Origin of the sequence: Roseovarius sp. EC-HK134 (genome assembly GCF_902498815.1) — a bacterium.
Classification (GTDB): Bacteria; Pseudomonadota; Alphaproteobacteria; order Rhodobacterales; family Rhodobacteraceae; genus Roseovarius; species Roseovarius mucosus_A.
In genome coordinates, this window is sequence record NZ_LR701544.1 from 408,819 (window position 1) to 435,227 (window position 26,409).

General features: G+C 58.7%; 24 protein-coding genes and 1 other RNA gene. 21 read left to right on the plus strand and 4 right to left on the minus strand.

From position 1 onward, the window contains the following. The first annotated feature begins 11 nt into the window (after positions 1–11). The 7 genes from GC127_RS05900 (at position 12) to GC127_RS05930 (ending at position 5,824) form a co-directional block, all read left to right on the plus strand. Complete coding sequence (locus tag GC127_RS05900; RefSeq protein ID WP_008281560.1) at positions 12–1,196, plus strand: ABC transporter ATP-binding protein; 1,185 nt, start codon at positions 12–14, stop codon at positions 1,194–1,196. Positions 1,197–1,237: 41 nt separating this feature from the next. After that, the gene (locus GC127_RS05905) at positions 1,238–2,392 is read left to right on the plus strand and encodes a PotD/PotF family extracellular solute-binding protein (RefSeq protein WP_050775777.1); all 1,155 of its coding nucleotides are present in this window, start codon (positions 1,238–1,240) and stop codon (positions 2,390–2,392) included. 23 nt (positions 2,393–2,415) lie between these two features. Continuing rightward, positions 2,416–3,267 (plus strand): ABC transporter permease, encoded by an 852-nt coding sequence (locus GC127_RS05910; protein WP_037298124.1) that lies wholly within the window; start codon positions 2,416–2,418, stop codon positions 3,265–3,267. A gap of 7 nt (positions 3,268–3,274) precedes the next feature. Then, positions 3,275–4,081 carry an ABC transporter permease gene (locus GC127_RS05915; protein WP_151977009.1) on the plus strand — a complete coding sequence of 269 codons (807 nt, stop codon included), beginning with the start codon at positions 3,275–3,277 and terminating at the stop codon, positions 4,079–4,081. Positions 4,082–4,085: 4 nt separating this feature from the next. Continuing rightward, positions 4,086–4,856 (plus strand): SDR family NAD(P)-dependent oxidoreductase, encoded by a 771-nt coding sequence (locus tag GC127_RS05920; protein WP_008281564.1) that lies wholly within the window; start codon positions 4,086–4,088, stop codon positions 4,854–4,856. 87 nt (positions 4,857–4,943) lie between these two features. Next, positions 4,944–5,246, plus strand: coding sequence for an SH3 domain-containing protein (locus tag GC127_RS05925; RefSeq protein ID WP_008281565.1), 303 nt, complete (start codon positions 4,944–4,946; stop codon positions 5,244–5,246). Between the two features lie 8 nt (positions 5,247–5,254). Continuing rightward, complete coding sequence (locus tag GC127_RS05930; protein ID WP_112303073.1) at positions 5,255–5,824, plus strand: hypothetical protein; 570 nt, start codon at positions 5,255–5,257, stop codon at positions 5,822–5,824. Between the two features lie 224 nt (positions 5,825–6,048). Here the strand turns inward: GC127_RS05930 and GC127_RS05935 are convergent, their stop codons facing one another. Beyond that, positions 6,049–7,191 (minus strand): HPP family protein, encoded by a 1,143-nt coding sequence (locus GC127_RS05935; RefSeq protein WP_151977011.1) that lies wholly within the window; start codon positions 7,189–7,191, stop codon positions 6,049–6,051. 156 nt (positions 7,192–7,347) lie between these two features. On the opposite strand from GC127_RS05935, the gene GC127_RS05940 reads away from it, so the two are divergent. The 10 genes from GC127_RS05940 (at position 7,348) to GC127_RS05985 (ending at position 17,769) form a co-directional block, all read left to right on the plus strand. Next, on the plus strand, positions 7,348–8,295 hold the full coding sequence (locus GC127_RS05940) for a DMT family transporter (RefSeq protein WP_037298130.1): 948 nt from the start codon (positions 7,348–7,350) through the stop codon (positions 8,293–8,295). A gap of 657 nt (positions 8,296–8,952) precedes the next feature. Then, positions 8,953–10,188, plus strand: coding sequence for a transporter substrate-binding domain-containing protein (locus GC127_RS05945; RefSeq protein WP_037297995.1), 1,236 nt, complete (start codon positions 8,953–8,955; stop codon positions 10,186–10,188). A gap of 85 nt (positions 10,189–10,273) precedes the next feature. After that, positions 10,274–11,143: an urea ABC transporter permease subunit UrtB gene (gene urtB, locus GC127_RS05950; RefSeq protein WP_008281571.1), complete on the plus strand. Its 870-nt coding sequence runs from the start codon at positions 10,274–10,276 to the stop codon at positions 11,141–11,143. A gap of 10 nt (positions 11,144–11,153) precedes the next feature. Further along, positions 11,154–12,266: an urea ABC transporter permease subunit UrtC gene (gene urtC, locus GC127_RS05955; protein WP_081506921.1), complete on the plus strand. Its 1,113-nt coding sequence runs from the start codon at positions 11,154–11,156 to the stop codon at positions 12,264–12,266. 2 nt (positions 12,267–12,268) lie between these two features. Continuing rightward, on the plus strand, positions 12,269–12,997 hold the full coding sequence (locus tag GC127_RS05960) for an ABC transporter ATP-binding protein (protein ID WP_037297998.1): 729 nt from the start codon (positions 12,269–12,271) through the stop codon (positions 12,995–12,997). A 2-nt stretch (positions 12,998–12,999) separates the two neighbouring features. Further along, positions 13,000–13,701 (plus strand): urea ABC transporter ATP-binding subunit UrtE, encoded by a 702-nt coding sequence (urtE, locus tag GC127_RS05965; protein ID WP_008281574.1) that lies wholly within the window; start codon positions 13,000–13,002, stop codon positions 13,699–13,701. A 45-nt stretch (positions 13,702–13,746) separates the two neighbouring features. After that, on the plus strand, positions 13,747–14,790 hold the full coding sequence (locus tag GC127_RS05970) for an aliphatic amidase (RefSeq protein WP_008281575.1): 1,044 nt from the start codon (positions 13,747–13,749) through the stop codon (positions 14,788–14,790). Positions 14,791–14,863: 73 nt separating this feature from the next. Next, positions 14,864–15,991, plus strand: coding sequence for an AAA family ATPase (locus tag GC127_RS05975; RefSeq protein ID WP_151977013.1), 1,128 nt, complete (start codon positions 14,864–14,866; stop codon positions 15,989–15,991). A 16-nt stretch (positions 15,992–16,007) separates the two neighbouring features. Then, entirely contained in the window at positions 16,008–17,177 is a 1,170-nt protein-coding gene (locus tag GC127_RS05980; RefSeq protein ID WP_151977015.1) for a transporter substrate-binding domain-containing protein, read from the plus strand. Further along, positions 17,170–17,769 carry an ANTAR domain-containing response regulator gene (locus GC127_RS05985; protein ID WP_037298000.1) on the plus strand — a complete coding sequence of 200 codons (600 nt, stop codon included), beginning with the start codon at positions 17,170–17,172 and terminating at the stop codon, positions 17,767–17,769. Before GC127_RS05980 ends, GC127_RS05985 begins: the two co-directional genes overlap by 8 nt. A 611-nt stretch (positions 17,770–18,380) precedes the next feature. Here the strand turns inward: GC127_RS05985 and ffs are convergent. Continuing rightward, positions 18,381–18,479, minus strand: an RNA gene (gene ffs, locus GC127_RS05990) — signal recognition particle sRNA small type. Further along, positions 18,477–20,423, minus strand: coding sequence for a bifunctional 2',3'-cyclic-nucleotide 2'-phosphodiesterase/3'-nucleotidase (locus tag GC127_RS05995; protein WP_151977017.1), 1,947 nt, complete (start codon positions 20,421–20,423; stop codon positions 18,477–18,479). The genes ffs and GC127_RS05995 overlap by 3 nt, the downstream gene beginning before the upstream one ends. Positions 20,424–20,654: 231 nt before the next feature. Here GC127_RS05995 and nudC point away from each other — a divergent pair, with 231 nt between their 5' ends. Together nudC and GC127_RS06005 are read left to right on the plus strand one after the other, a co-directional pair. Beyond that, positions 20,655–21,626: an NAD(+) diphosphatase gene (nudC, locus tag GC127_RS06000; RefSeq protein WP_151977019.1), complete on the plus strand. Its 972-nt coding sequence runs from the start codon at positions 20,655–20,657 to the stop codon at positions 21,624–21,626. Positions 21,627–21,680: 54 nt separating this feature from the next. Further along, positions 21,681–22,148 carry an SRPBCC family protein gene (locus tag GC127_RS06005; protein ID WP_008281582.1) on the plus strand — a complete coding sequence of 156 codons (468 nt, stop codon included), beginning with the start codon at positions 21,681–21,683 and terminating at the stop codon, positions 22,146–22,148. A gap of 15 nt (positions 22,149–22,163) precedes the next feature. On the opposite strand, the gene GC127_RS06010 is transcribed toward GC127_RS06005, so the two are convergent. Continuing rightward, positions 22,164–23,006 (minus strand): prephenate dehydratase, encoded by an 843-nt coding sequence (locus tag GC127_RS06010; RefSeq protein WP_151977021.1) that lies wholly within the window; start codon positions 23,004–23,006, stop codon positions 22,164–22,166. A 119-nt stretch (positions 23,007–23,125) separates the two neighbouring features. On the opposite strand from GC127_RS06010, the gene GC127_RS06015 reads away from it, so the two are divergent. Together GC127_RS06015 and GC127_RS06020 are read left to right on the plus strand one after the other, a co-directional pair. Further along, positions 23,126–24,301: a cytochrome c family protein gene (locus GC127_RS06015; protein WP_151977023.1), complete on the plus strand. Its 1,176-nt coding sequence runs from the start codon at positions 23,126–23,128 to the stop codon at positions 24,299–24,301. Between the two features lie 137 nt (positions 24,302–24,438). Next, positions 24,439–26,394: an extracellular solute-binding protein gene (locus GC127_RS06020; protein ID WP_151977025.1), complete on the plus strand. Its 1,956-nt coding sequence runs from the start codon at positions 24,439–24,441 to the stop codon at positions 26,392–26,394. Positions 26,395–26,409: the final 15 nt, after the last annotated feature.

Genomic DNA, 26,409 nt, shown 5'->3' on the forward strand with positions numbered 1-26,409 from the left:
AGAGGACCGGCATGCTGGATGCGAATGCCGAAGCGGGGATCAGGATGGGCGCGAGCCGGGAACAGGGGACGCACAGCACACAGGGCCATCCCTCGGACGAGGATTGCGTCGCAGAATTCGTCGGGGCCACCAAGCGGTTTGGCGCCGTGCTGGCAGCGGACCGGATCAACCTGCGTATCCGGCGTGGCGAGTTCCTGTCGTTCCTTGGCCCCTCGGGCTGTGGCAAGACGACGGCGCTGCGCATGCTGGCTGGGTTCGAGAGCCCGAGTGACGGCACGGTGCGGATCGACGGACAGGATGTCAGCCGTGTGCCCGCCTATGCGCGCCCGGTGAACATGGTGTTTCAGCATTACGCGCTCTTTCCGCATATGACCGTGGCGCAAAATATCGGCTACGGATTGCGGCAGGTGCGGCCCAAACTGGCGAAATCCGAGATTGCCGCGAGGGTCGATGCCGCCTTGGCCAAGGTGCGGCTGGATGCGTTTGGCGCGCGGCGCACGTGGGAATTGTCGGGCGGGCAACAGCAGCGCGTGGCGCTGGCGCGGGCGATCATCAACGAACCCAAGCTCTTGTTGCTGGATGAGCCGATGGCGGCGCTCGATGCCAAGCTGCGCGGCGAGATGCAGCGCGAATTGCTTGATCTGCAACGCAGCCTTGGCATCACCTTTGTGCTGGTCACCCATGATCAGGAAGAGGCGCTGTCGATGTCGGACCGGATTTGCATCATGGGCGCGGGGCGGATTGCGCAGGTGGGCACGCCGCAGGATCTCTATGATCGGCCGCGCAATCGCTATGTGGCGGATTTCGTGGGCAAGGCGAATATCCTGAAGGGCGAGGTTCTCTCGCGGGAGGCAGGTCTGGCGCGCATCGCCCTTGCCGGTGGTGCGCAGGTGCTCGTGCCCAATACCGCGGGCGATACGCGTCGCCATGTCGAAATTGCGGTGCGTCCCGAGGCATTGCGCCTTGCCGTGCCGGGCGAGGCCCCGGGCGAGGATGCAATGCTGCGGGCACGGATCACTCACCGCACCTTTTTGGGGGATCATACCGAATATCTGATGCAGGCCGACGACATCGGCCCGCTTCAGGTCAATGTTCCGCGACAGGCCGAAAGAGCCTTGGGCGGGCAGGGGGTGGGCGATCCGGTCCATATCCTCTGGACGGCGGGCACCGGATTGGTTCTGGCCGCTGACGAGTGACGGATAACAACTGCACCACGTTCAACAAGGGAAACGAGACGATGACACAGGATAACACACCGATTTCGCGCAAGAAATTCATTGAAGAACTGCGCCGCTACGAAAAGGGTTCGATCAGCCGACGGCAGTTTCTGGGCACCACGGGCCTTGGCACCGCGATGGCGGTTCTGGGGGGCGCGTTGCCGGGCCTGCTGCCGGGGCGCGCCATGGCGCAGGATCTGGGCGACCGCGTGGTTCTGGCAACCTGGCCCAATTATCACGACGCTGCCAATTTTGATCTTTTTGCCACCGAGACCGGCGTTTTCTCTCAGGTCAATGTGTTTGGCTCGAATGAGGAAATGCTGGCCAAGATTCAGGCGGGTGGTTCGGGCTGGGACGTGTTCGTTCCAACCAACTATGCGATTTCCACCTATGTCGAGGCCGGTTTGATCGAGCCTTTGGATCTGTCGAAATTGCCCAATTACGACCCCGCCGCGTTTGATGCGCGCTTTGCCGATGCGGGCACGATTGATGGCAAGGTCTATGCCGTGCCGAAAAACTGGGGCACCACGGGGATTGCGTCAAACACCGCCAAGACCGGCGGCGTGGTCGATAGCTGGAAGACCTTTTTTGACGGGGCCAAGGATCAGTTCGACGGGCGCGTCATGGTGCATGACTATCAACTGACCACCATCGGCAATGCGTTGGCCTATTTCGGCTATAGCTTTAATTCGGTTGATCCGGCGGAACTGGCCGAGGCCGAAAAGTTGCTGATCGAGGTCAAGCCGCATCTCTTTGCGATCTCCTCAGACTATCAGCCTGCAATGCGCAACGGCGATGCTTGGCTTACGATGTGTTGGACGGGGGATGGCAAGCAGCTCAATACTGACCTTCCCGAAATCGCCTTTGCCTTGGGCAAGGAGGGGGGCGAAATCTGGTCGGATTACTATGCCATTCCGGTTGGCGCGCCGCACCGCGAGGCGGCCTATGCGCTGATCGATTATCTGCTCGCGCCCGAGGTCAATGCGCGTGAGGCCTTGGCGCATGGCTATCCGGTGGCGGATGCGCGCACCAATGCGCTTTTGCCCGAAGAGTTGCTGAATGATCCCATCCTGTACCCGGCGGCAGAGGCGCTTAATGCGCTGGAGTTCGGCGCGGCGGTCACGCTGACCGATCCCAACCGCGCCGAATTGATGGCCCGGTTCAAATCAGCCTGATCAGAGGACCAAGGGCGATGGCCATGACACGGACACGGGCGCGCGCGCTGCTGCTGATGCCTGCGGGCATCTGGTATGGTGTGCTGCTCTTGTTCCCTTTGGCCGTCGTCCTCGTTTTTTCCTTTGGCGAGCGAAATCCGATTGGCGGCTATGCGCCGGGCTTTACGTTGGAGCAATATGCCAACCTGCCCGCCCGGTTTGCCGCGTTTCGCAACACCCTGACATTGGCGCCGCTGGGCACGCTGGCGGCGTTATTCATTGCCTATCCGCTGGCCTATTATCTGGCATTGAAAGTGTCGGCGCGATGGAAGACGACGCTGCTTATTCTGGTGATCGTGCCGTTCTGGACCTCGATCCTGATCCGGTCTTATGCGTGGATTTATCTGCTTGGGGGCAATGGTATCCCGGCGCTGCTGGAGGCGGTGGGGCTGGGCGATATCCGGCTGATCAACACACCCTTTGCGGTGCTGGTTGGGATTGTTTATGGCTATCTGCCGCTAATGGTCTTTCCCATCTACGTGGCCCTGGAAAAGCTGGATCGCAGCCTATTGGAGGCGGCGGCGGATCTGGGCACGCCACCGTGGCGCAGTTTTCTACAGATCACTTTGCCGCTGTCGATGCCGGGCGTTTTGACAGGCTCTATGCTGGTGTTCATCCTGCTGACCGGCGAATTTCTGATCCCGGCCATTCTGGGTGGCGGAAAGGTGTTCTTTGTTGGCAATGCGCTGGTCGATCTCTTTTTGCAGTCGCGCAACTGGGCCTTCGGATCGGCAGTGGCGGTGGCGCTGATTGTGATCATGCTGATCGTGGTCGCTCTCTACAGTCGGGCGGTCCGGCGGTTTGGCGCGGGCCGCGACGATATCGGGCTGATGTGAGGATGTTATGAGAGCCTATGCCATTGCCGTCTTTGCATTTCTCTACCTGCCCATCGGGATCATTGCGCTGTTCTCTTTTTCTGCCGGGCGGTCGGCGAGTTCGATGCAGGGGTTCTCAACCGAATGGTATGGCCGCGCGCTGAGCAATCCCTTTGTGATGGAGGCGCTTTGGACCTCGATTAAGGTGGCGTTTCTGTCAGCGGTGTTGGCGACGGTCATGGGCACCATGGCGGCGCTGGCGCTTACCGGTATGCGGGGGCGGTTGCGGGTGTTTTTCGACACGCTGGTTCAGGTTGCGGTGATGATCCCCGGCATCGTGATCGGCATTGCCACGCTGATCGCATTGGTGACGGTGTTCGATCTGATCAATCCGTGGCTTGAGGCGATGAGTGGCCGCAGGCTGTCTTTGGGCATGGGGTCGCTTATCGGGCTGCATGGCATGTTCACCATGTCCTTGGTGATCCTGCTGGTGCGCGGGCGGCTTGAGAGTTTTGATCGCGCGCAGATCGAGGCCTCTGGCGATCTGGGGGCCGGTCCGGTGGCGACCTTTGTGCAAGTGACGCTGCCGCAGATCGCCCCGGCTATTCTGGCGGGGTTTCTGTTGGCCTTCACCTTCAGCTTTGACGATTTCATCATGGCCTTCTTTGTCGCAGGGTCCGAAACGACCCTGCCGATCTATATCTTCTCGTCGATCCGCCGGGGCGTGACGCCTGAAATCAATGCGATTGGCACGATGGTGATGGTGGCCTCGTTGACGCTGTTGATCATCGCGCAAGTGCTGTTGCGGCCCGGTGCGCCGCGCGCAGGGCGCTGACTGAATGCAGGAGGCAAGGATGCTCAAGGATCGTATCGCACTGGTCACGGCGGCGGGATCAGGGATTGGCCGGGCGGGGGCTGTTGCGATGGCCCGCGAGGGGGCGGTGGTCATTGTCACCGATCTTGATGGCGGACTGGCGCAAGAGACCTTGGCGCAGATCGAAGCGGCGGGCGGACGGGGGGCAGCCTTTGCGCTTGATGTGACAGAGGATGCGGCATGCGCTGCGATGGTCGCGCAGGTGGTCGCGGATTGGGGACGGATCGACGTCTTGCACAGCCACGCGGGTATTCAGATACCGGGGCGGGCCGAGGATGTGACACCTGCGCAGATGGATGCTGCTTGGGCGCTCAATGTGCGGGCGCATTTCGTTCTGTCGCGCGCGGTCATTGCCCCGATGCGCGCGCAGGGTGGCGGATCGGTGATTGTCACGGCCTCGAATTCGGGCTGCCAGTATGACCGGGGTATGGTGTCTTATGCCACGACAAAACACGCCGCAGTGGCGATGGTCAAACAGATGGCAGTGGATTATGCGGCCGAGAACATTCGCTTCAACGCGCTATGCCCCGGCTTTGTTGATACACCGTTCAATGCCGGGTTCGAGACGCAGATGGGCGGGCGCAAGGCGCTCGAATCCTACGTTGCCGGGTCTATCCCGATGGGGCGATGGGCCAGTGTCGAAGAAATCGCGCATGGGATTGTTTATCTGGCCTCCGACCGCTCCAGCTTTGTGACCGGTCTGGCGCTTGTGATCGACGGCGGAGAGATGCTCTAGGTCGAAGAACCGGCGCGGTTGCACTGGCTATTTCGTTTCCGGGTGTCAGAGGGTAGAACTGAACGCATCAATTAACGGGAGAGTGCGATGCGCAGGGCTCTTATCATCGTTCTGGTCAGCCTTCTGTCTGGGTCACTCCTCGGAGCGGCCCCGGCGACTGCCGCCTCGCTTGGCCGGTTTGAGGTGCATGGCGTCGAGGGCGACGACATGCTCAAGATGCGGGCAGGGCCCGGTATTGGCTATGACGTGATCGTAGGCCTACCGAATGGCACGGTGCTGCGGGTGCATAGCTGTCAACAGACGGGCGGCACTCGCTGGTGTGAAGTATCACTGGAACGGGCGCGTGGGCTGCGGGGGCATGTGTCTTGGGCCTATCTGCGCAAGCTATGAGAAGCGCTTTGCCCATCGTCTTGGCGTTGCTGCTGTGCCTCGGGTTTGCGGTGTCGGGGGCCCGCGCGGCTGATGTGGCACCGCCGCCCGCTGGGCTGTTGTGGAACAAGACCGGCTTGCCAGCCGTTTTCCCCCTTCAGGTCAAAACCTTGCCAGGGCGCGATCATGTCGTCACTTTAATCGACGCCGAGACCGGAGAAGAGGCCTTGGCCGCCTATATCCGCGGTGGCGCGTTTTTTAGAGTTTTGGTGCCGCCGGGCGTATACCGGCTGCGATTTGCAAGTGGCAAGCACTGGCAGGGAGAGGCGTTGTTTTTTGGTGAGGGGCCTGACACTGAGGTCTTTGAACTGCGCCGGGTGTTGCGGTTCGAGACGCGCGGGCTGGGCACCAAAGCGGGGCATATCGTTGACCTGCGGGGCCGTGGTACAGAAGCGCAGATAACGGAGCAGCGTATCTGCCAATCCTTCCGGCCGGATTTCCCGCGGCCAATAATCCGTCCGCGCGAGGACAGGCGTGCAGTTGGCCCTGACTACGAAGTGCCGCAACGCCGCGACGTGCGATCCCGCTACTGCGGCTAGTGCCTACATCGCGAAAGCTTCCAACGAGAGGGTTAGAGGCTTGGCAGCGATCGTCATTTAACACGATCATCAAGCGAAGTTTGGATTTTTAAAGCCACCCCACCGTATTCGATGTGGAGTATTTATTTATTATCAATGACTTGTGCAAAACCGGGGCCACGCTGCTCTTGTCTTACCTCATGCTTGCGACTCGTCAGATCAGCATCAGGCCCAGGCATGATGTGTCAGGACCGCGCAGCGCGTCGGGCAAGTGCGGCGATAAGGTCTGTTCTTGTGACAATGCCAACGATTTTTCCGTACTCTATGACGGGAACAGCATCAGTATCACCATCCGCCATAATGGGGAGGAGTGCTCCGATCGGGGTATTGGTCGTCACGCGCGGTACTGCGACGCTCATGATGTCACTTGCCGTCATCGGTCCTGCTCGATCACGATCCAAAAGGCGCTTGAAGGATGGCAAAAAGCCACGATGCAGGCGCAGCGCATCTTCTCTGGCTTGACTGATAAGATGCATCTGAAAGATGACGCCGAGGAATTTTGTGTCTGGTCCCACGACGGGAAGCGACGTGAATCGATGCTTTCTGAAGATATCCGCGATCTCACCAAGCGTGGTGTCTGGATTGGCCGTGACAAGATTGCGCGACATGATGTCCTGTGCCGTCAAGGGGCCGGCGGAATGCGCAGCGGCCTGAAGTTCCGCCGCACCGATGAGCCGAGCCAGATCCTCGACACCGAGGTTGAATGATTGACTGAAGCGTTCAAGGATGCTGGTCAACTCGCCTTCTGAAAGGCCAAGCCGCTCTGTAGGATTGCGATCTTCTGTGCGATGGTTGCTTGGATCATCGAATTGCCGGAACGGATAATGCCGCCCGGTAAGTCTCGCGTATCCAGTCGCGAGCACGACAAGCGCGGTTGTTCCGATTGCGATAGGGGCCAGGGCAAACCAGAAACCCAGATGTTCAATTGCCTCTGGCGACATGGCGGCAGTCATCGCCACGGCACCTGCCGGAGGATGCAGCGCGCGGCATAAGATTGTCGCCGTGATCGCAAGACCAACAGCCAATGCGATTCTGAGGGCGATGTCCCCCACGACAAGGCATACGGCCACCCCGACAATGGCACCAACGGTGTTGCCGACAATGGCAGACCACGGCTGTGCAAGGGGGCTATTTGGCACGGCGAACAAAAGGACAGCCGATGCACCAAAGGGGGCCACAAGAAACAGGCCCAGATCGAGATCAATCTGTGGCGACAGAAGGAAAAGCCCGGTCAGTCCGAGGCCAATGAGCGCTCCAACGCCTGCGCGCACAGCCTCCGCGCCGGAAACCCGGGCAACGGCTGGGCCGAGTGATCTCAGAATATGCAACTGCGCGACTCCCCTAAAAGATGTGCGCAGAGTTTCACCAGATTGTTACAGGTTCAATCAATCACACTGCGACACGCCGGCTGGCTGTACATCAAGGCTAGGCCATGCGTCGCAAAAAGGATAGACGCGCGCGGGGCAGCACCCTATGCGATGGCCATGACCAATACCTCCTCCGCCTCCCCGTCGACCGACCGCATTCTAGCGGGTGTCGCCCTGATGCTTGGGTTTTGCGTGACAGCACCCCTCCTCGATGTGGCGGCCAAGCTGGCATCGACCAGCGTACCAGTAGGACAGATCACCGCCGCGCGATTTATCGTACAATGCGCGCTGATGACGCCGTTTGTTTTGATCATGGGCCTGTCCCTGCGGGTGCCGCGCGCGCATTGGCTGGCACTGCTCTTTCGTGCGGTGCTGCTCTTTGTCTCCACCTTCTGTTTCATCGCTGCGATCCGCGTGATGCCACTGGCCGATGCGCTGGCGATTGTGTTCGTTGCCCCGTTCATCGTGCTTTTGGTGGGCAAGTTCTACTTGGGCGAAGATGTTGGCCCGCGCCGCGTGGGCGCCGCGATGGTGGGCTTTGTGGGCGTCCTCTTGGTGATCCAGCCCAGCTTCGCGGCCTTTGGCGCGGTGGCGCTGTTTCCGCTGGGCACGGCGGTTGGGTTTGCGTTCTACATTCTGGTGACACGCGGGCTGTCACGGCGGATGCATCCCGTCACGTTGCAGTTCCACACCGGCCTGATCGCCAGCCTGCTCTGCCTCCCGGTGGTGATACTGGCCGAGGGCACGGGGATTGAGATGCTCGATCCGGTCTGGCCAGAGGGCATTGCATGGCTGTGGTTGCTGGGGGTCGGTTTTTTCGCCACGCTGAGCCATATGATGATGACGTATGCGCTGTCCCTTGCTCCTTCGGCCACGCTGGCACCTCTGCAATATCTAGAGCTGCCGGTGGCGACATTGCTGGGCTATCTGGTGTTTCGCGATTTCCCCAATGCGCTTACCCTTACGGGGATTGCCATCATCATCGGTTCGGGCCTTTACATGATCCACCGCGAACGGGTCACGGCCCGCCAATTGATGACCGAACGCGCCGCGCCACCGATTTGACGCGGATAAGTTGCTTGTTGAGCTTAATGAGAGCCGCTCGCTCTTGTGTTCACAGTACTTTTCCCTGAGATTTTTCAAGGTAATCGAGACTCTCTGTCTCATTATTTGCGTGAAATCTCTTTAAATTCTACTCAAATTCTGTCTTTATGGAAGGGCCTCAACCGGGCCCAGAGTGACCAAGCCTTCCTAGGTCGGCAGGGGTTTGTGAGTGCCCCCGCATCCCCGGGCGCGACCTCCAGAACGCCCGGGGATCTCTGGCAAGATTACCCAAAACGAGCCGGATGCGATATCCCACCCTATCCTGCGGTGACGACCTAACTGTCGATGTTTCGCCTCAAATCGGAACGGACAAGTATTCTGAAACTTGCCGTGTTTCTGATCAATCTGCACCTCTGAAATCAAGATTTCGGGCGGGTGCAGTTTTTAGAAACTCAAGTGACCTTTGCGAAAACTCTGTGTGTAAGCGAATGATATTAAACAAATAAATAATCTTGCAAAAATAAGCGTTCTGCTTAACGATTATTACAGGCTCAATTGCGAGTCTAAAAAGCCAATATGAGCAAAGAGGCTCTTCAACTGCGGTTCACACCGCGTTGAAGGGCCTTTTTTCGTTGCCGAATCAAACGGCTGCTCGGTTCCAACAGAGGAGAAGTCTGAATGAAACGTCGTGATTTTCTAGGAGGGGTCAGTGCGGTTGGGATGGGCAGTGCGCTGTCCGCCCCGGCACTTCTTTCGACGCTGAGCCGCGCCGCAGCGCAGGGCAGCGACATTCCCGTGGGTCTGCTTTTTTCCCTCACCGGAGCGGTGGCTGTTGTCGAAAGCACGCTGCATGATGCGGCCTTGATGGCGATTGAGGAAATCAATGCCGCCGGTGGTGTGCATGGCATGCAACTGCGTCCGATCATCGAAGATCCCGCCTCTGATCCCGCAACCTATGCCGACCGGGCGCGTCGTCTGATGATCCGCGACAAATGCGTCAGCGTGTTCGGCTCCTACACTTCGGCCAGTCGGCAGGCGGTTCTGCCGGTGACTGAGCAACGCAATAACCTTTACTGGTATCCGACGCTCTACGAGGGGCGCGAGTGCTCGCGCAACGTCATGTATGGCGGCGCTGTACCGAACCAGCAGCAGGATGATCTGATCCCCTGGGCGATCGAGAATTTCGGGCCGCGTTTCTACATGATCGGCAACAATTACGTCTATCCCAAGGAAGAGAACAATTACTGCAAGACCCTGTTGGCAAAGCATGGCGGCGAGGTGGTGCACGAAGAATATGTGCCGTTGGGTCATTCCGATTTCAGCTCGGTCATCAATCGTATCCGCGCCGAGGAACCAGACGTGATCTTTGCCACCGTGGTCGGTGATTCCGATGTGGCCTTTGCCCGGCAATATCATGCCGCAGAACTGGACCCGGCCAAGATGCCGGTCATCAGCCTTACACGCTCTGAGGTCGAGGTTAAGGCCATCGGCGGAGAGGCGGCTGCCGGTCACTTCTCGTCCGCGCCCTATTTCATGGGCACTCAGACGCCGGAAAACGAGCGCTTTGTCGAGGCATACAAATCCCGATATGGCGGGGATCAGGTGACGCATTTCGTCAGCGAAGCGGCCTACTTTCAAGTGTACCAATTCAAGGCCGCTCTAGAGAAGCTCGATCCGTCAAACATCACCCCAGAGGCGATCCGCGACGCCGCGGTTGGTCTGGCACTGACCGCCCCCCAAGGTGAGGTGCTGATTGATGAGAACCTGCACACCCATCTCTGGCCCAAGATCGGTCAGTGGCAAGCCAACGGTCAGGCCGAGGTTGTGGTTCAGTCCCAGAGCCGCGTCGCACCCCTGCCTTATGCCGCCTATGAGGGGCAGCGCTGCACGGGTCAGGGCCTCGTAGAAGGCTGAGCCGCAAGGCCGAACGTCGTCAACAACAAGAATACGGATCGCCCGGCCCCTCTATTTGGGCCGGGCCAGCGAGAGGCGTGTCTCGATGGACGTGATACTAAATCAGTTATTCGCAGGGCTGAGCATGGCTTCGATCCTGCTCATGATCGCTCTGGGGTTGGCGATCATCTATGGTGCGATGGGTGTCATCAATCTTGCGCATGGCGAGTTCGTGATGCTGGGTGCTTATGCGGCATGGGCCCTGCAGAGCTATGCTGGCTTTAGCATCATCGTGGCGCTGCCCTTTGTTTTTATTGCGGTCGCCGCTGTGGGTTGGATCATCGAAAAGGTGATCGTGCAACGCCTTTACCACCGCCCTTTGGACACGATCCTAGCGACCTGGGGGATCGGCATTATCCTGCAGCAACTGGTGCGTCTGTCGGTCGGCGCCGAGTCGCGCTTTGTCAAAGGCCCCGAGATCCTGAGTGGAAACACTCAGATTGGCGGCCTGATCATGTCAAACTACCGCTTGTTTGTGATCGTTTTCTCGCTTTCCGTTCTCGCCGCGTCTTGGGCACTCATGACCAAGACAGAGTTTGGCATGAAGCTGCGCGCCGTCATTCAGAACCGCAAGATTTCTGAATGCTACGGGATAGAGGCAAAGAATATATACTCATTCACCTTTGCCTATGGTGCGGGGCTTGCGGGCATCGCCGGCGCACTCATCACCCCGCTTTTCAGCACAATCCCTACCATGGGCACTGGCCTGGTGGTGGATGCCTTTCTTGTCGTCATCGTCGGGGGCCTTGGCAGTCTTTTGGGGGCGGCCACCGCATCCGTTCTTATCGGAGAGGCAACGGCGCTGTTCTCAATGCTGTTCAATGACACGTTGGGGCGCATCGCGGTCCTTGCGGGGATTATCGTCCTGATCCGGTTCCGCCCGCGTGGCCTCTTCCCATCCAATACCCGCCGTTGAGGAGCGCACTATGACAACCAGATTATACTATGACCTCGCGGCACTGGTCCTCTTTGCCCTTGTGATCGTGCTTGGTGTTCCCGCGCTGATGGGCTTTGACGGGTTTGAGCTGAATACCTTTGCCCGTTATCTCGCATTGGCGATTGTTTCACTGGCCCTTGCCCTGTCTTGGGGAAGCGCGGGGTTGCTCAACCTTGGTCAGGCTGCAACCTTTGGCATGGGATCTTATGCCATGGCCATGCATCTCAAGCTGAAGGCCAGCGGCGAGGCATTGCCGGATTTCATGGGCTGGAACAATGTTCCGGAACTGCCGTTGCTTTGGGTTCCGTTCCACTCTCTCGGCTTTACCCTGTTGGCCGGGCTCCTTGTGCCGGCATTCGTGGGGGGGCTGATTGCGATCTTCATGTTCCGCGCGCGAATTGCCGGCGTCTTTGTCGCGATCATCACCTTGGCCTTTTTGGTGGCGTTTCAACTGGTCGTGATCGAGCAGCAAGGGATCACGGGCGGGCAAAACGGCCTGACGGGATTGGCCCCACTCAGCCTGATGGGATGGACGGTCGATACCTACGGAGTGGGCTTTTACTACCTTGTTGCCGGTTGCTTGATGGCGGCGGTTACGTTTGGCCTCTATCTCACGCACAGTAAGTTCGGCTTGATCCTGCGCGCCATCCGTGAGGATGCCGATCGTACGCGGTTCTTTGGCTATAACGTGGCCAATTACCAGACGGTGATCTTCTGTATTTCGGCCGCGCTCGCTGGTTGGTCTGGCATGCTCTACACGCTGGTGCTGGAATTCGCCTCGCCCACTTACATGAGCGTCTCGTTCAGCTTGGCCATCGTTATCTGGTGCGCAGTGGGCGGGCGGGACTCGGTCATCGCAGCGGCGATTGGCGCGATTATCGTCAACCTGCTCGAAGGGCGCCTTTCCGACGTGTTCGTCGAAGGCTGGAACCTGATGCTTGGCGTGATCTTTGTTCTGGTCGTCATGTTTATGCCGCGTGGGCTTCACGGGGTGATCAGCGACCTTTGGCAAGGGCTGTGCCAGGGCATGCGCAAAGATCGCACGCCCTCTTCCACCCCAAATCGCGGCGCGCAGCCGGTCAAATCTGGACAGGAGCGATAGCGATGAGCCAACTACAAGTAACGAACCTTCAAGTGGATTTTGGCGGATTGCGCGCCGTTGATGGGCTGAGCTTTGATGTGGCCCAAGGCGAGATCCTTTGCCTTCTTGGTCCAAACGGCGCTGGCAAATCGACAACGCTTGACCTGATTTGCGGCAAGACCCAACCCACAGGCGGCTCGATCCGTTTTGAAGGTACGGAAATCTCACAGATGCTGGAGTTCCGGCGCGCGCGTCTGGGGATCGGGCGCAAGTTTCAGGTGCCGTCCGTCTACAAGGAACTGACCGTCGCCGAAAATCTGTCAGTCGCGCGGTCGCGTCGACCGGGAATCTGGCACGCTCTCACGCGTTTTGCATTGTCAGACGGGCATGCAGCGGCCCCCATCCTCGAACGTGTCGGGCTGGAGGCAAAGGCAAACGATCTTGCGGGAAACCTGTCTCACGGCGAGACCCAATGGCTCGAAATTGCCATGCTGATTGCGCAGGACAGTCGGTTGATCCTGATGGATGAACCCACCGCCGGGATGACCATTCAGGAAACCGAGCGCACAGCCGAAATCTTTCGTGTGCTCTCGGACAGTCACACACTGATCGTCGTCGAGCATGACATGTCCTTTGTGCGCACCGTCGCTGACAGGATCGTGGTCATGAACCGTGGGGCCATGCTGGCGCAGGGTACGATCCAAGAGATCGAGACCAACGAAGACGTCAAAACCGCATATCTGGGGCATTGATCATGGAAACCATGCAGGCAAAGGACCTCTATTCCTTCTACGGCAAGAGCCCGGTGATACAGGGCGTCTCGTTTGACTTGGAGCCCGGCGAGTTCTTGGCAATCCTCGGGCGGAACGGCGTTGGCAAGACGACACTTCTCAAGTCGATCATGGGGCTAACAGACCGTTGCGATGGCGGGCTCATTTTTGGCGAACAGGACCTTTTGAGCCGAAGCACATCGCAAAGGGCAAAGCTGGGCATCGCGTATATCCCGCAAGGTCGCGAGATCATTCCGAACTTTACGGTTCGGGAAAACATCGTGATGGGCACTTTTGCCCGTCCTGACGGCAAGCGGGAAATTCCCGACTACCTCTTTGAGATGTTCCCAATTCTCGACGAGTTTATCGGGCGCAAGGGCGGCGATCTGTCGGGCGGACAACAGCAGCAACTGGCCATTGCGCGGGCCTTGGCGATGGATCCCAAAATCCTCATCCTCGACGAGCCGACCGAAGGCATCCAGCCCAACATCGTCAAACAGATCGAGGACGCCATTATCCGCCTGAATAGAGAACGCGGACTTGGGATCATTCTGGTCGAACAGAACGTCCCCTTTGCCCGCCGAGCATCTGACCGGTTCATGGTGCTCGACAAGGGCCGCGTTGTTCTAAGCGGGCTCAGCAAGGATCTCACCGACTCTGTCGTGGAGAAGCACCTGACCTTCTGAAGGTCAGGCAATCAGCAATGAAGCGCATCAAGGAAAGGAAAAGACATGAGACATGGTGACATCTCCAGCAGCGATACCACGGTTGGCGTGGCGGTCGTGAATTACAAGATGCCCCGGCTCCACACCAAGGCCGAGGTTCTTGAAAATGCCCACAAGATTGCGGACATGATCGTCGGCATGAAGCGGGGGCTTCCCGGTATGGATCTCGTGATTTTCCCGGAATACAGCACCCAAGGCATTATGTATGACCCCGACGAGATGATGGAGACTGCAGCCACCATCCCCGGCGAGGAGACCGAGATCTTTGCGGCGGCTTGCCGCAAGGCGAACACTTGGGGTGTGTTCTCGATCACTGGCGAGCGCCATGAAGATCACCCCAAGAAAACCCCGTACAACACGCTGATCTTGATGAATAACAAGGGTGAAATCGTGCAGAAGTACCGCAAGGTGCTGCCTTGGAACCCGATCGAGGGCTGGTATCCCGGTGACAAGACCTATGTCTGCGATGGTCCCAAGGGACTCAAGGTCAGCCTCATCATCTGTGACGATGGCAACTATCCCGAAATCTGGCGGGACTGCGCCATGAAAGGTGCGGAACTCATCGTGCGGTGCCAAGGCTATATGTATCCGGCCAAGGACCAGCAGGTGATCATGGCCAAGGCCATGGCTTGGGCCAACAACACCTATGTCGCTGTCGCTAATGCGGCGGGGTTTGACGGGGTCTATTGCTACTTTGGCCATTCGGCGATCATCGGCTTCGATGGGCGCACCTTGGGCGAATGTGGCGAAGAGGAAATGGGCATCCAGTATGCACAGCTCTCTATTCCTGAGATCCGTGATGCCCGCGCCAATGACCAGTCGCAAAACCATCTCTTCAAGCTTTTGCATCGTGGCTACACAGGCATCCATGCTTCGGGCGATGGTGACAAGGGCGTGGCCGAATGCCCGTTTGAATTCTACCGAAACTGGGTCAACGACGCAGAGAAAACTCGAGAGCAGGTGGAATCCTTTACCCGCACAACTGTGGGTGTGGCATGCTGTCCGGTCGGCGGCTTGCCAACGGGGGCCAAGGAAAAAGAGGCGAATTGACCGGCCTCTTGCCTCATTGGGAACGGCGCGTCAATGCGCCGTTCCATTTCCTCTCTAAGCTTCTGGAAATGCCATGCCTTTTTTGACGGACCGCTTGCACGACACTGCCCGCCAGCAAAAACTTGCGTCAGCACTGGCCGACGAGAATGCCCGCATGACTGGCGCATCGTCTACCAAGGGCACGACACCAAACGCAGGCTTGCAAACTCGATTTACTTTTGACCTCGACCAGGTCGAAGCCGAGTTGCGGGCGGCCATAATCGGTCAGGACGAAAGTCTCGAACAGCTTTTGGAAATTCTCAAAGTGGTCCGCGCCGATATCGGAGACCCCCGCAAACCCTTGGCGACAATTCTGTTCTGTGGGCCAACTGGCGTTGGTAAAACCGAGACCGTTCGCACCTTGGCACGTGCGCTCTACGGGGATGCCGATGCGTTTTGCAGGATCGACATGAATACGCTTTCGCAAGAGCATTACGCCGCTGCCCTTACCGGTGCTCCGCCGGGTTATGTGGGGTCTAAAGAAGGGACGACCATTCTCGATCAGGAAAAAATCGAGGGCACACGCAACTTGCCGGGGCTTGTCCTATTTGACGAACTTGAAAAGGCAAGCAATGAGGTCGTGCTCGCCCTCATGAATGTCTTTGATAACGGGCTTTTGACTGTGGCCTCTGGCGAACGCACCTACTCGTTCCGGAATGCGCTTGTGTTCATGTCCTCGAACCTCGGGGCTCGGGAACTGATGGCCTTGGATGAGAACAGCGGTAATCTTTGGCAGCGTATCAGGAACTCTGGCAAGTCGCGGCGTGAACGTGCCCACGATATCGTGATGAACAGCCTCTTGGATCGGTTCCCACCAGAACTTGTCAACCGGATAGATCATGTTGATACATTCAACTGGATATCACGCGACAAGATGCCAGCTCTGGTTGATGTCGAGATGGCCAGGTTGAACCGTAGGCTCAGGAAACATGACCTGTCGTTGAGTATCAGCACAACCCTGAGGGATTTTCTTTCGGTAGAGGGATATGATAAGCGGTTCGGCGCGCGAGGGCTACGCCGGGCCATCCGGCGCAACCTAGAATTTCCATTGGCAGGTTTTCTGCTTGACGGGCCCGCCCCGGATGCACCCGCCTCTGGTCAGGCTATGACCTTGGTGTTCGCAGATCATAAAGATGGCCAGGTCCAGTTCCAATACTCCTGAATGAAGGCATCAATACGTGACACAAAAGGAAAGCTGGAAGATCGGATTGCTCTTTTCAACGACGGGCGTCACTTCGATCATTGAACAGTCGCAGCTGAATGGCGCGTTGCTCGCCTTGGATCAGATCAACGCGCGCGGCGGTGTGCGCGGACGCCCACTTGAGGCGGTCAGCTATGACCCCGGCTCGATTGTGACCCAATACGGAGAGTTGGCCGAACGCCTGATCGTAGACGACAAGGTAAGCGTCATTTTCGGCTGCTACATGTCGTCGTCGCGCAAAGAGGTTTTGCCGGTCGTCGAGCGCCGGAATGCCCTGTTCTTTTATCCCACGCTTTATGAGGGTTTTGAATATTCGCCAAATGTCATCTATGGCGGGGCGTGCCCGAACCAGAACAGTGTGCCGCTAGCGAACTACCTGATGAGCGCTTACGGCAAGCGGATTTTCTTTGTCGGCTCCAACTACATCTACCCCTACGAATCCAATCGTGTGATGCGCAATGTCCTAAGGCAAGGTGGTGGCGAAGTCGTTGGCGAGCGGTATTTTGATCTTGAGACGCGCGCCGAGGGGTTCCGCGCTGTGCTCGATGAAATCCGGGATGCGCAGCCAGATGCGATCTTTTCAACAATCGTGGGTCAGTCCTGCATCGAGTTCTACCGTGCCTATCACGCTGTGGGTGGCGATGGACGGGTTTGTCCGATCGCCAGTCTTACCACGAACGAAGGGGAAATCAGCGCTATCGGCGCTGAGGCCGCCGTTGGCCACATCACAGCCGCCCCCTATTTCCGGTCGATCAGTTCCTTGGCAAACCGTCGCTTTCTGAAAGCCTATGAACAGAAATTCGGTTCTACTATTGATGTCACCAGTTGCTGCGAAGCGGCTTATAGTCAGGTGCATCTGTTCGCGGCAGCGTTAGAGGAGACCGGGGAAATGGATACTGATTGCCTGCGAGAGGCCTTGTTGGGCGAAGCCTTCGATGCGCCCCAAGGCCAGATCAAGCTCGATCCGGACAATAACCACACCTATCTGCAGTCTCGGATAGCTGTGGTCAACTCTGAGGGAGAGTTTGAAATCGACCTCAAGGTGCGTCGCGCGATCAAGCCAGACCCCTATCTCGTTTATCCGGCGATCCATGATTGGAGCTTTCGCACGCATAAGGTAACGACGAGCGGCGGGCGTCATGCATGACCTGATCCAGGACTTACGGGATCAAAACGTTCTCTTGGTGCATCCGCGTGACCGTAGCGCAGATGAGCTTTTGCAGCAGGTAAACAGGATCGGCTGTAGTTTCGAACATATGTGGCCGCTACCCCGGACCCTACCGGACAAGTTCGATATGGTTTTCGTAGACGTCACGGACCAATCACCTCAGGAATTGAAAGCATTTCTTGACCGGCGCGAGCGCCCGATCACGACGATTGCCATTGTCGGCTATGAAAACCCATCCACGTTGGATGTTATTCTAGAGATTGGCGCACATTCGGTATTGATGAAACCCGTGCGCGCAGCAGGCGTGCTGAGCAGCATGTTGATGGCTCGGCGATTTCAATCTGAACAAGTGCGCTATGAAAAAGACCTGTCGAAGCTGCGCGAAAAACTTGAGAATGTGCAGAAGGTGAATGATGCCAAGTTTATCCTGATGCGGCACCGGGGTATCACCGAGCGCGAAGCCTATGATCTCATCCGCAAACAAGCGATGGCAAAGCGTACAACGACCACCGAGATTGCACAGTCCATCATCAATGCAGAGAGCATCCTGAGTAACATGGGCGACACCTAGATCTGTCGTTCTCCCTTTCTCTCCAACCGACATCATTCCCCTAGGTCGAAGGTGGCTAGTGTTTCAGCCTGCAAAAGACTGAGCCCGCAGAGCCGCGTTCTTGGCCGCGTGATGATACTCTTTTGGCATGTGAAGGCTCAGTTTTCCCCGCCCGTTCAAAGCCATGTGTCAGGTCGCTTTTGATGCGCTTTTGGAAGCTGCGGCAGCCTGCCGCATTGGACTGCGGCGCTTTGCTCTAATTTCAAATAATGAAATCATCAAAGTGGGAGACACCAAATGTTCAAGGGCCTAGGAATTTCAATCGGTATCATTTGCACAGGTATGCTGGGCCTGCCCGCCTTGATATTGGCGGCTCTATAACGCTGCTGACTGTGGAACGCCGCGCTTTTAAATGCCTGTCTGAGAAGGCATGACTCGCGGCGGCCAAGAACCAAATGAGCGAGCGTGAGATTGCTTGCCCCGCATCTTGGGGGTAAAGGTCGCATTTGCGTGCGGCATCTTGCTCACTTTGTCCACCACTCTGAGCATATTTCTTTGCTAAAGATAGTGACGAAAGAGAAACTACAGCCCCGTTTTTCAACGGGGTTTTTCTTTGGTGACCTAAGGGGGTAGGGTGAGAGGCTGGACAACGACCCAAGCGGGGCTCGTTACGGCTGCTTCCTTCCGGACCTGACCGGGTTGGCGAGGTGCCTGCCCGCGCCAACCTCTCAAGGGGTGATATAGGCCGCTGCTGCGGGATGCGCAAGGGTAGGCTGGGCAAACGGCAAGGGCATGCCGAGACGTAAGAACCCCGCGTCCGTAATGCCGAGGTCGACGGCGTCCAAGGCGGCGATGTCGGCGGGATGGGCGCGCAGGCCGGGGCCAGTCTCTATCGTGACGCGGGTTCCGGGCTGGGGCGCAAAGCGCCATGTGGGGCGCGGTGCCGGTACGACCTGACCCACCGCCGCAACATGATCGGCCAGCAGATCACGCACCGTGCGGGTGCCGGAGTAGATCAACCCTCGTTCCGCCAGAGGCGCAAACGGTCCGCCGCCATGCGCGCGATAGCTATTGGTGGCAATGATGAAAGGCGTGTCTGGGCGGACAGGCTTGCGCGCAAAGCATAAATCTTGAATGCGCGCCGCCTTGGGATGAATAAGCGCACCAGAAAGATCGTAACGCGCTGGCTGACTTAGGTCGATGGTATAACTAAGCCCGTCGATCACATCGAAATCATACCCCGGCACGCTTGGATCAAGCAGTGGTTGATCGGGCAGGCCGGGGTTGATTTGGTTAAAGCAGATGGCGGCGCGCTCCAGCCAGTCGCGCAGGTCTGCCCCCGTAACCAATAGACCGCAGAGCGTGTTGGGAAAGCTATAGAGATCGGCGATGTGCCGCAGAAGAAGCGGGCCTTTGGGAATATCTGTGAAATGCGCAGGGCCCCCGCGCCCACCACTCTTGAAGGGGGCGGAGGCAGAGAGCAGCGGCAGCCCGGCGTGCGGGCTATTGGCCAAGGCCAAAGTCAAGGCGCGGCGCTGTGCGTCATTGACGAGATGCAGGATCGGATCGTCGCGCAAGAGGGTGAGATAACTGTGGAGTGGAGCCGCGGTCTGGCCGATCTCACGCGCTGTTAGGGCGAGGGTGTGGCGGTGCGCGGCGTCGGCAGCGATGCAGATTGCTGGGCAGGGTTGCGCGCTGGACACAGCCAAAAGACGGGAGTCATGCCCAGTCACCTGCCATGCGTTGCCATCGTGGGTCAGGGTCAGGTCAAGCTGACCGAGGTGGTTGCCGCGAAATCCCGCCATCAGGCAGGGTGTATCGTGGAGGGTGCCGTTGCTTGCGTTCGCTCCGGCTATGCCATTGTGATCGGTGCTGGGAAAGCTTTTGTGGCTGTGGCCTGCAAGAAGCGCGTCGATGCCGGGCAGGCGGGCAAGCGCGCGGGCGGCGTTTTCCATAAAGGGGCGGTCGGGGCCAGGGTCGATGCCGGTATGGGCCAATAGCAGGACCAGATCCGCCCCCAAAGCGCGCAGGGTGGGCACCCAAGCCCGCGCGCTCTCGACCATATCGCGCACGTCAATCCGGCCCGATAGACGCGCGTGATCCCATGTCAGGATTTGTGGCGGCACAAGGCCTAACAGGCCAATCCGCAAACTATGCGATCCACCATCGCGGTCCTGCATCTGTTTGTTGAGCAGCAGATAGGGTGGCAAAAGAGTTGTATCGTCGACCGGCGTCCCGCCACGGCGCGTCAGCACATTACAGCAGGTCAAGGGAAAGCGTGCCTGAGCCAGTGTGTCCATCAGCCACTCAAGGCCAAAATTGAACTCGTGATTGCCAATTGTACCCGCATCATAGCCGATATCATTCATCGCCGCGAGGATTGGATGTGGTCCGGTCCAACCGTTATCGGGTTGTGCAGTAAGATCGGTGAGCGGCGTGCCTTGCAGAAAATCGCCATTGTCCAGAACCAGGCAATTTTCGGCTCCGACTTCGGATCGTGCGCGCTTTATCTGTGTTGCAAGCCGGGCCAGACCCCACGGGCGGTCGGGCTGGTTGGTGTAATAATCAAAAGGCAGAAGGTTTCCGTGGACATCGGTAGTTTGCAATATCCGCAGGCGCAGGGTGGCACCACAGGCGGACAAAGGGGGCGTCTGAGTAATGGTGGATTCGGTCAAATCGTCAACGCTCTGAGGCCGGGTTCACGCCCGGAGGTGCCGTGGAATTCAAACCGCCTTTGCTGGCTGCAATCATAATAGTTGCCAGAGGCTTAGGCAGGTTTGCACGTCTGCGTGTCCTGGGCAATACACTATAAGTTGCAAACTGTCATGTGCCCATGCTTTGTGCCCCTTGGGGCTTGTCTTGCGGTCATGGGCGTTGTGTAGAGGGGCAGGCAAAGGAGACGCGTGATGCGAACGTCGGAACAGGTTACATTCGGGGGATCAGGGCTGAACCGGGCGGATGAGCTACGCTCTGACGAAGCCTTGCTTCAGGCGGCGATGACAGAGGGGCGTGCGCGGTCGATCGTACTCTGGCGGGGTAAACCGCTCTTGCGCGCAGAGACGCTGGATGAGTTGGTCATTTTGGCGCCCGATCATCCTGTTTTGACACGGTACAAGGTGCCGCCGATCCTATTGGGGCGAGATGAGAGTGGCGACCTGATCTTGGCGCATGACATTTCCGCTTGGGTGCCACCGGGGCTGGAACCGGATCAGCTTGATAGCTTTCTCGATGCCTCCGAGCAGGTGCATCCGGACCTGCCGCAAGAAAGCGCCTTTGCCGAGTTGCGTCGGGTAATGACCCGGCTCAGCCCACGCGATGCAGAGCTGGCAGCGACGGCCAAGGCGGTGTTTGGCTGGCACCTCACGCACAGGTTCTGCGCGCGCTGCGGCAAAGAAAGCCGGATGATCCGCGCGGGGTGGCAAAGGGCTTGCGATCACTGTGGCGGTCAGCATTTTCCGCGCACCGACCCTGTGGTGATCATGTTGATAACGCGTGGAAATTCGGTTCTGATGGGGCGATCTCCGGGGTGGCCCGAGGGGATGTATTCTCTTTTGGCGGGGTTCATAGAACCGGGCGAGACCATCGAGGCGGCGGTGCGTCGCGAGGTCTGGGAAGAGGCGGGGATCAAGGTGGGACGGGTCAGTTATCTGGCAAGCCAGCCTTGGCCATTTCCCGCATCGCTCATGTTTGGCTGTCGTGGCGAAGCGCTGAGCGAGGATATCACGATTGATCCGCATGAGATTGAAGATGCGCTGTGGATGAGCCGTGAAGAGATCCTCGCGGCTTTTGCAGGCGAGCATCCGTTCCTGATGCCTGCGCGCAAGGGAGCGATTGCGCATTTCCTGCTTGAGAACTGGCTTGCCGACTGTCTGGATTGAGGCAACAATGCGCGTGGGCAAAAGCGATAACAAACCGAAAAGGGCGGTCTGGGGATGCAGTTCACCGGCAAGGAAGACATTGAAGCCCCCATTGAGCGGGTTTTTGAGGAAATAACGGACTTTCAAGGGTTTGAGCGCTCGGCTTTGCGGCGTGGCGCGGATGTGCGGCGCACTGACAAGCTAAAAGTACCGGGGGTCGGCATGAGTTGGCATGCCGTGTTCAAACTGCGTGGCAAGCAGCGCAAGGTTGATGTGACCGTTGCCGAATATGATCCGCCCAATGGAATCAAGCTGGGTGTGATCTCGCCCGCGATTGAGGGGCAGATGGTTGTGGAACTGGTGGCGCTGTCGCGGGGGCGGACGCGGATGACGGTCACGCTGGTGTTGCAGCCGCGCACCTTGGCGGCGCGGTTGATGATGCAATCGCTGCGGCTGGCACGCAATAACCTGACCAAACGGTTCAAGGTGCGTCTGGCGGAATACGCGGCAGAGGTTGAGGACCGGTATACGCGATCCCTCTAAAAACAGCGTCGGTATTCAGTCGGTATCGTGTCGGCGCGGATCAGCAGGGTAAACGCCCAGGATTGTGACGTTCGAGGTGAAGTAATCGAGCTCGTCAAGCGCGCGGGCGACCGCCGGATCATCGGGATGCCCCTCGATATCGGCATAGAACTGCGTCGCGGTGAAGGAACCGCCGACCATATAGCTTTCGAGCTTGGTCATATTGACGCCGTTTGTGGCAAAGCCGCCCATCGCCTTGTACAGGGCTGCCGGGATGTTGCGGACCTGAAAGACAAAGGTCGTCATCATGCCATTCTCGCCGCGTGCCGAGAAATCCGGTTCGCGCGCCATGACGAGAAAGCGGGTGGTGTTGTTGCCCTGATCCTCGATATGCCGGGCAATCACGTCGAGACCATAGATCTCGCCCGCAAGTTCGCTGGCAAGGGCCGCCATTTCCGGCTGTCCTGCCTCGGCGACGTGGCGGGCGGAGCCAGCGGTATCGGCGCCGGTCACGCGGTGGATGCCGTGGCGTTCAAGAAAGGCGCGGCATTGGCCCAAAAGCATGGTGTGGCTCATCGCGCTTTCGATTTCGTCGAGGCGTATGCCGGGCAGGGCCAAGAGGTTGATATGCACCCGCACGAACGCCTCGCCGACAATGTGCAGACCCGATTCGGGCAAGAGGTGATGGATGTCGGCGACCCGGCCAAAGGTGGAGTTCTCGACCGGCAGCATGGCAAGCTCCGCTTGTCCCTCGCGCACGGCAGAAATTGCATCCTCGAAGGTACGACAAGGAAGCGCCTCCATCTCGGGATAGGTCTCGCGACAGGCTTGATGCGAGTAGGCGCCAAGCTCTCCCTGAAAGGCGATGCGGTCGGTCATAGGTGATTTTCCGTATTTTTGGGCCGGTCGGGCGTTTGGTCGCGGAAACTACACCTTGCGCGCCGGTAGGGGAAGCGGATAGATACGCGGCCAACGGCGGATCAAATGGAAACGGGCCTATGTTTGACACAATGACGATGACAAAGACCGCGGGTGCGCTGTGCGGCGCGCTCTTGGTGTTCCTTTTGGGCAATTGGGCCGCTGAGTCTATCTATTCGGTGGGCGGGGGCCATGGCGAGGATCATGCGCAGGGCTATGTGATCGACACCGGCGCAGATGAAGCGGAAGAAGTTGTGGACGAGGGCCCGAGCATCGCCGAGTTGATGGCGTCTGCTGATCCTGCCAATGGCGAAGGCCTGTTCCGCAACTGTGCCGCCTGTCACGCGGTGGTTGATGGCGAGAACAAGGTGGGCCCGCATCTTTATGGTGTTGTGGGACGTGAGGTTGGCGGCGTCGCCGATTACGGTTCGTATTCCGGCGCTCTGACTGCCGTCGCGCAGGTCTGGACCCCGGTTGAGCTGGATGCGTTTCTGGAGAACCCCAAGGGTTACGCGCCCGGAACCTCGATGGGCTATGCCGGGATGCGCAAGGCTGAGGATCGTGCCGATCTGATAGCCTATCTCGACCAGACCGATGGCACGACTTTTGAAATGCCGGTGGAAGAATCCGCAGCAGAACCTGCAGCAGAAGACGCGGCAGCAGAGCCTGCAGCAGAAGACGCGGCAGCGGAGCCTGCGGCAGAAGAAGCGGCAGCAGAGCCTGCAGCGGAAGAAGCGGCAGCAGAGCCTGCAGCGGAAGAAGCGGCAGAGCCTGCAGCGGAAGAAGCAGCGGCTGAACCTGCGGCTGAGGAAGCGGCAGCGGAGCCTGCAGCGGAAGAAGCAGCAGAGCCTGCAGCGGAAGAAGCAGCGGCTGAACCTGCGGCAGAAGAAGCGGCAGCTGAACCTGCAGCGGACGCTGGCGCATCCGATTTTGCGGCACTCGTGGCTGCGGCGGATATTGCTGAGGGTGAAAAGCTCTATCGTCGCTGTGGTGCCTGCCACAAGCTGGAAGATGGTAAAAACGGGGCTGGTCCGCACCTCTTTGAGATCGTGGGCCGTGACATCGCCAACGTCGAGGGCTTTGCCTATTCCGACGCGCTCAAGGGCCTTGAAGGCACATGGACGCCTGAAAAGTTGAGTGATTGGATCGAAAACCCGCGTGCGTTCGCGCCCGGCAATCGCATGGGCTTTCCGGGCCTCAAGGATGAGGCGGATCGCGCAAATTTGATCGGCTACCTGCAAAGCGCCGCGAACTGAGCCGCGCCACATTGAAAAAAAGGCCGCTGCCCGGTTTGGGTGGCGGCCTTTTTCGTAGGCAGAGGACAGGATCGGCGCTTGAACAAGACGCGCCCCCTCCTTAGCTTGCCAGCACGCGATGAAGCACCAGATAATGGGTGCGGCAGGAGGAGGATGGCATGACCGTACGGAACACCCTGACCAAAACCCGAACCTTTGCGAGTCTGGTGCCATGGCGGCTTCGGGTGACGATGATCGGGTTCTCGATTGCGACGCTGATGGCGCAGGCGGTCTTGGCGCAAGATGAGGTGATCTCGTCTCATGGCTATTCGTTTTACGGCGATCTGAAATACCCCGCCGATTACGCGCATTTCGACTATGTGAACCCCGAAGCGCCCAAGGGCGGGGAAATTTCGCTTTTTGCGCCTGGTACATTCGATTCGATGAACCCCTACGCGCGGCAGGGGCGGGCCGGGCGGCTGTCTTGGATGGTTTACGAGAGCCTGCTGGGCGCGTCCGAGGCGAGCGGCGAGCCACTGCCGGGAGACAGCTATAACGAGGGCTACGGTCTCTTGGCGGAACGCCTGGAATATGACGCTGGCAAAACATGGGTAATCTTCCACATGCGCCCCGAGGCAAAGTTTGCCGACGGCACGCCGGTGACAGCGCATGATGTGGTGTTTTCACACAACCTGTTTCTGGAGCAGGGGCTGAAATCCTATGCCGATGCGGTCAAGCGGCGGGTGCTGAGCGCCGAGGCGCTGGATGATCACACCGTGAAGTTCACCTTTGCGGACGGGATTTCACGCCGGTCGCTGATTGATCAGGTGGGCGGCACGCCAGTGTTTCCACGCAAATGGTATGAGGACACCGGCGCGCGGCTGGATGAGCCACGGCTGGAGGCGGCACCGGGATCAGGCCCCTATCAGGTCAAAAGCTATGATGTGAACCGCAACATCGTCTATGAGCGCAACCCGGAGTATTGGGGCTGGCACCTGCCAATCAACAAGGGGCGGCATAATTTCGACCGCATCCGGATCGAGTATTTTGCCGATGACAATGCCGCGTTCGAGGCGTTCAAGGCGGGGATTTACACATTCCGGCCTGAGGGAAATTCCAAGACATGGGCCACCGGATATGATTTTCCGGCGGCCAATGCAGGCTATGTGGTCAAGGCGGAATTGCCCGATGGATTGCCGCCGACACCCTCGGGGTTCGTTTTCAATCTGGGCCGCGAAAAGTTGCAGGACAAGCGGGTGCGGCAAGCGATTGCGCTGGGGTTCAATTTCGAATGGACCAATTCGTCGTTGCAATATGACCTCTTCAAGCAGCGACACTCCTTTGTGCAGGACACCCCGCTCGAGGCCAAGGGCGCGCCCGAGGGGGCGGAATTGGCGCTGTTGCAATCCTTGGGCGATATCGTGCCCGAAGAGATGCTGACCGCGACTGCGGTGATGGCGCATACCTCTGATGGTGAGCGCCTGAATGACCGGCGCAATCTGCGCGCGGCCATGAAGCTTTTGGACGAGGCCGGTTGGGCCGTGGGCGGTGATGGCAAGCGGCGAAATGCGGCGGGCGAGGTGCTCAAGATCGAAATCCCGATTTCGGCCTCTGGCTCTGCCACCATGTCGGCGGTGGTCGAGAGCTTTGTGAGCAATCTGCAACTGATGGGCATTGATGCCAAGTTCGACAAAATCGACGCCGCGCAATACACGGCGCGCGAGCGGGATCGCGATTATGACCTGATCTTTGACAGCTATGTGGCGTTTCTGGAGGCGGGCACCGGCCTGCATCAGCGCTATGGCAGCAAGGAAGCGGCGTTCAGCCTGTTCAACCCGGCAGGGCTGGCAAGCCCGATGATCGACGCGATCATTGACCGCGCGCTCGAGTCAGCCAGCAAGGAAGAACAGGACGTGGCCTTGACTGCACTTGACCGTGCCTTGCGCTATGAGTTTTTCATGATCCCGACATGGTATCTGGACAAAAGCTGGGTGGCCTATTGGGATATGTATGCCTACCCAGACCCGCTGCCGCCCTATGCGACGGGCGTGCTGGATTTCTGGTGGTATGACGCCGACAAGGCGCAGGCGTTGAAAGACGCGGGCGCGCTGTGATCCTGAGGAGCCACT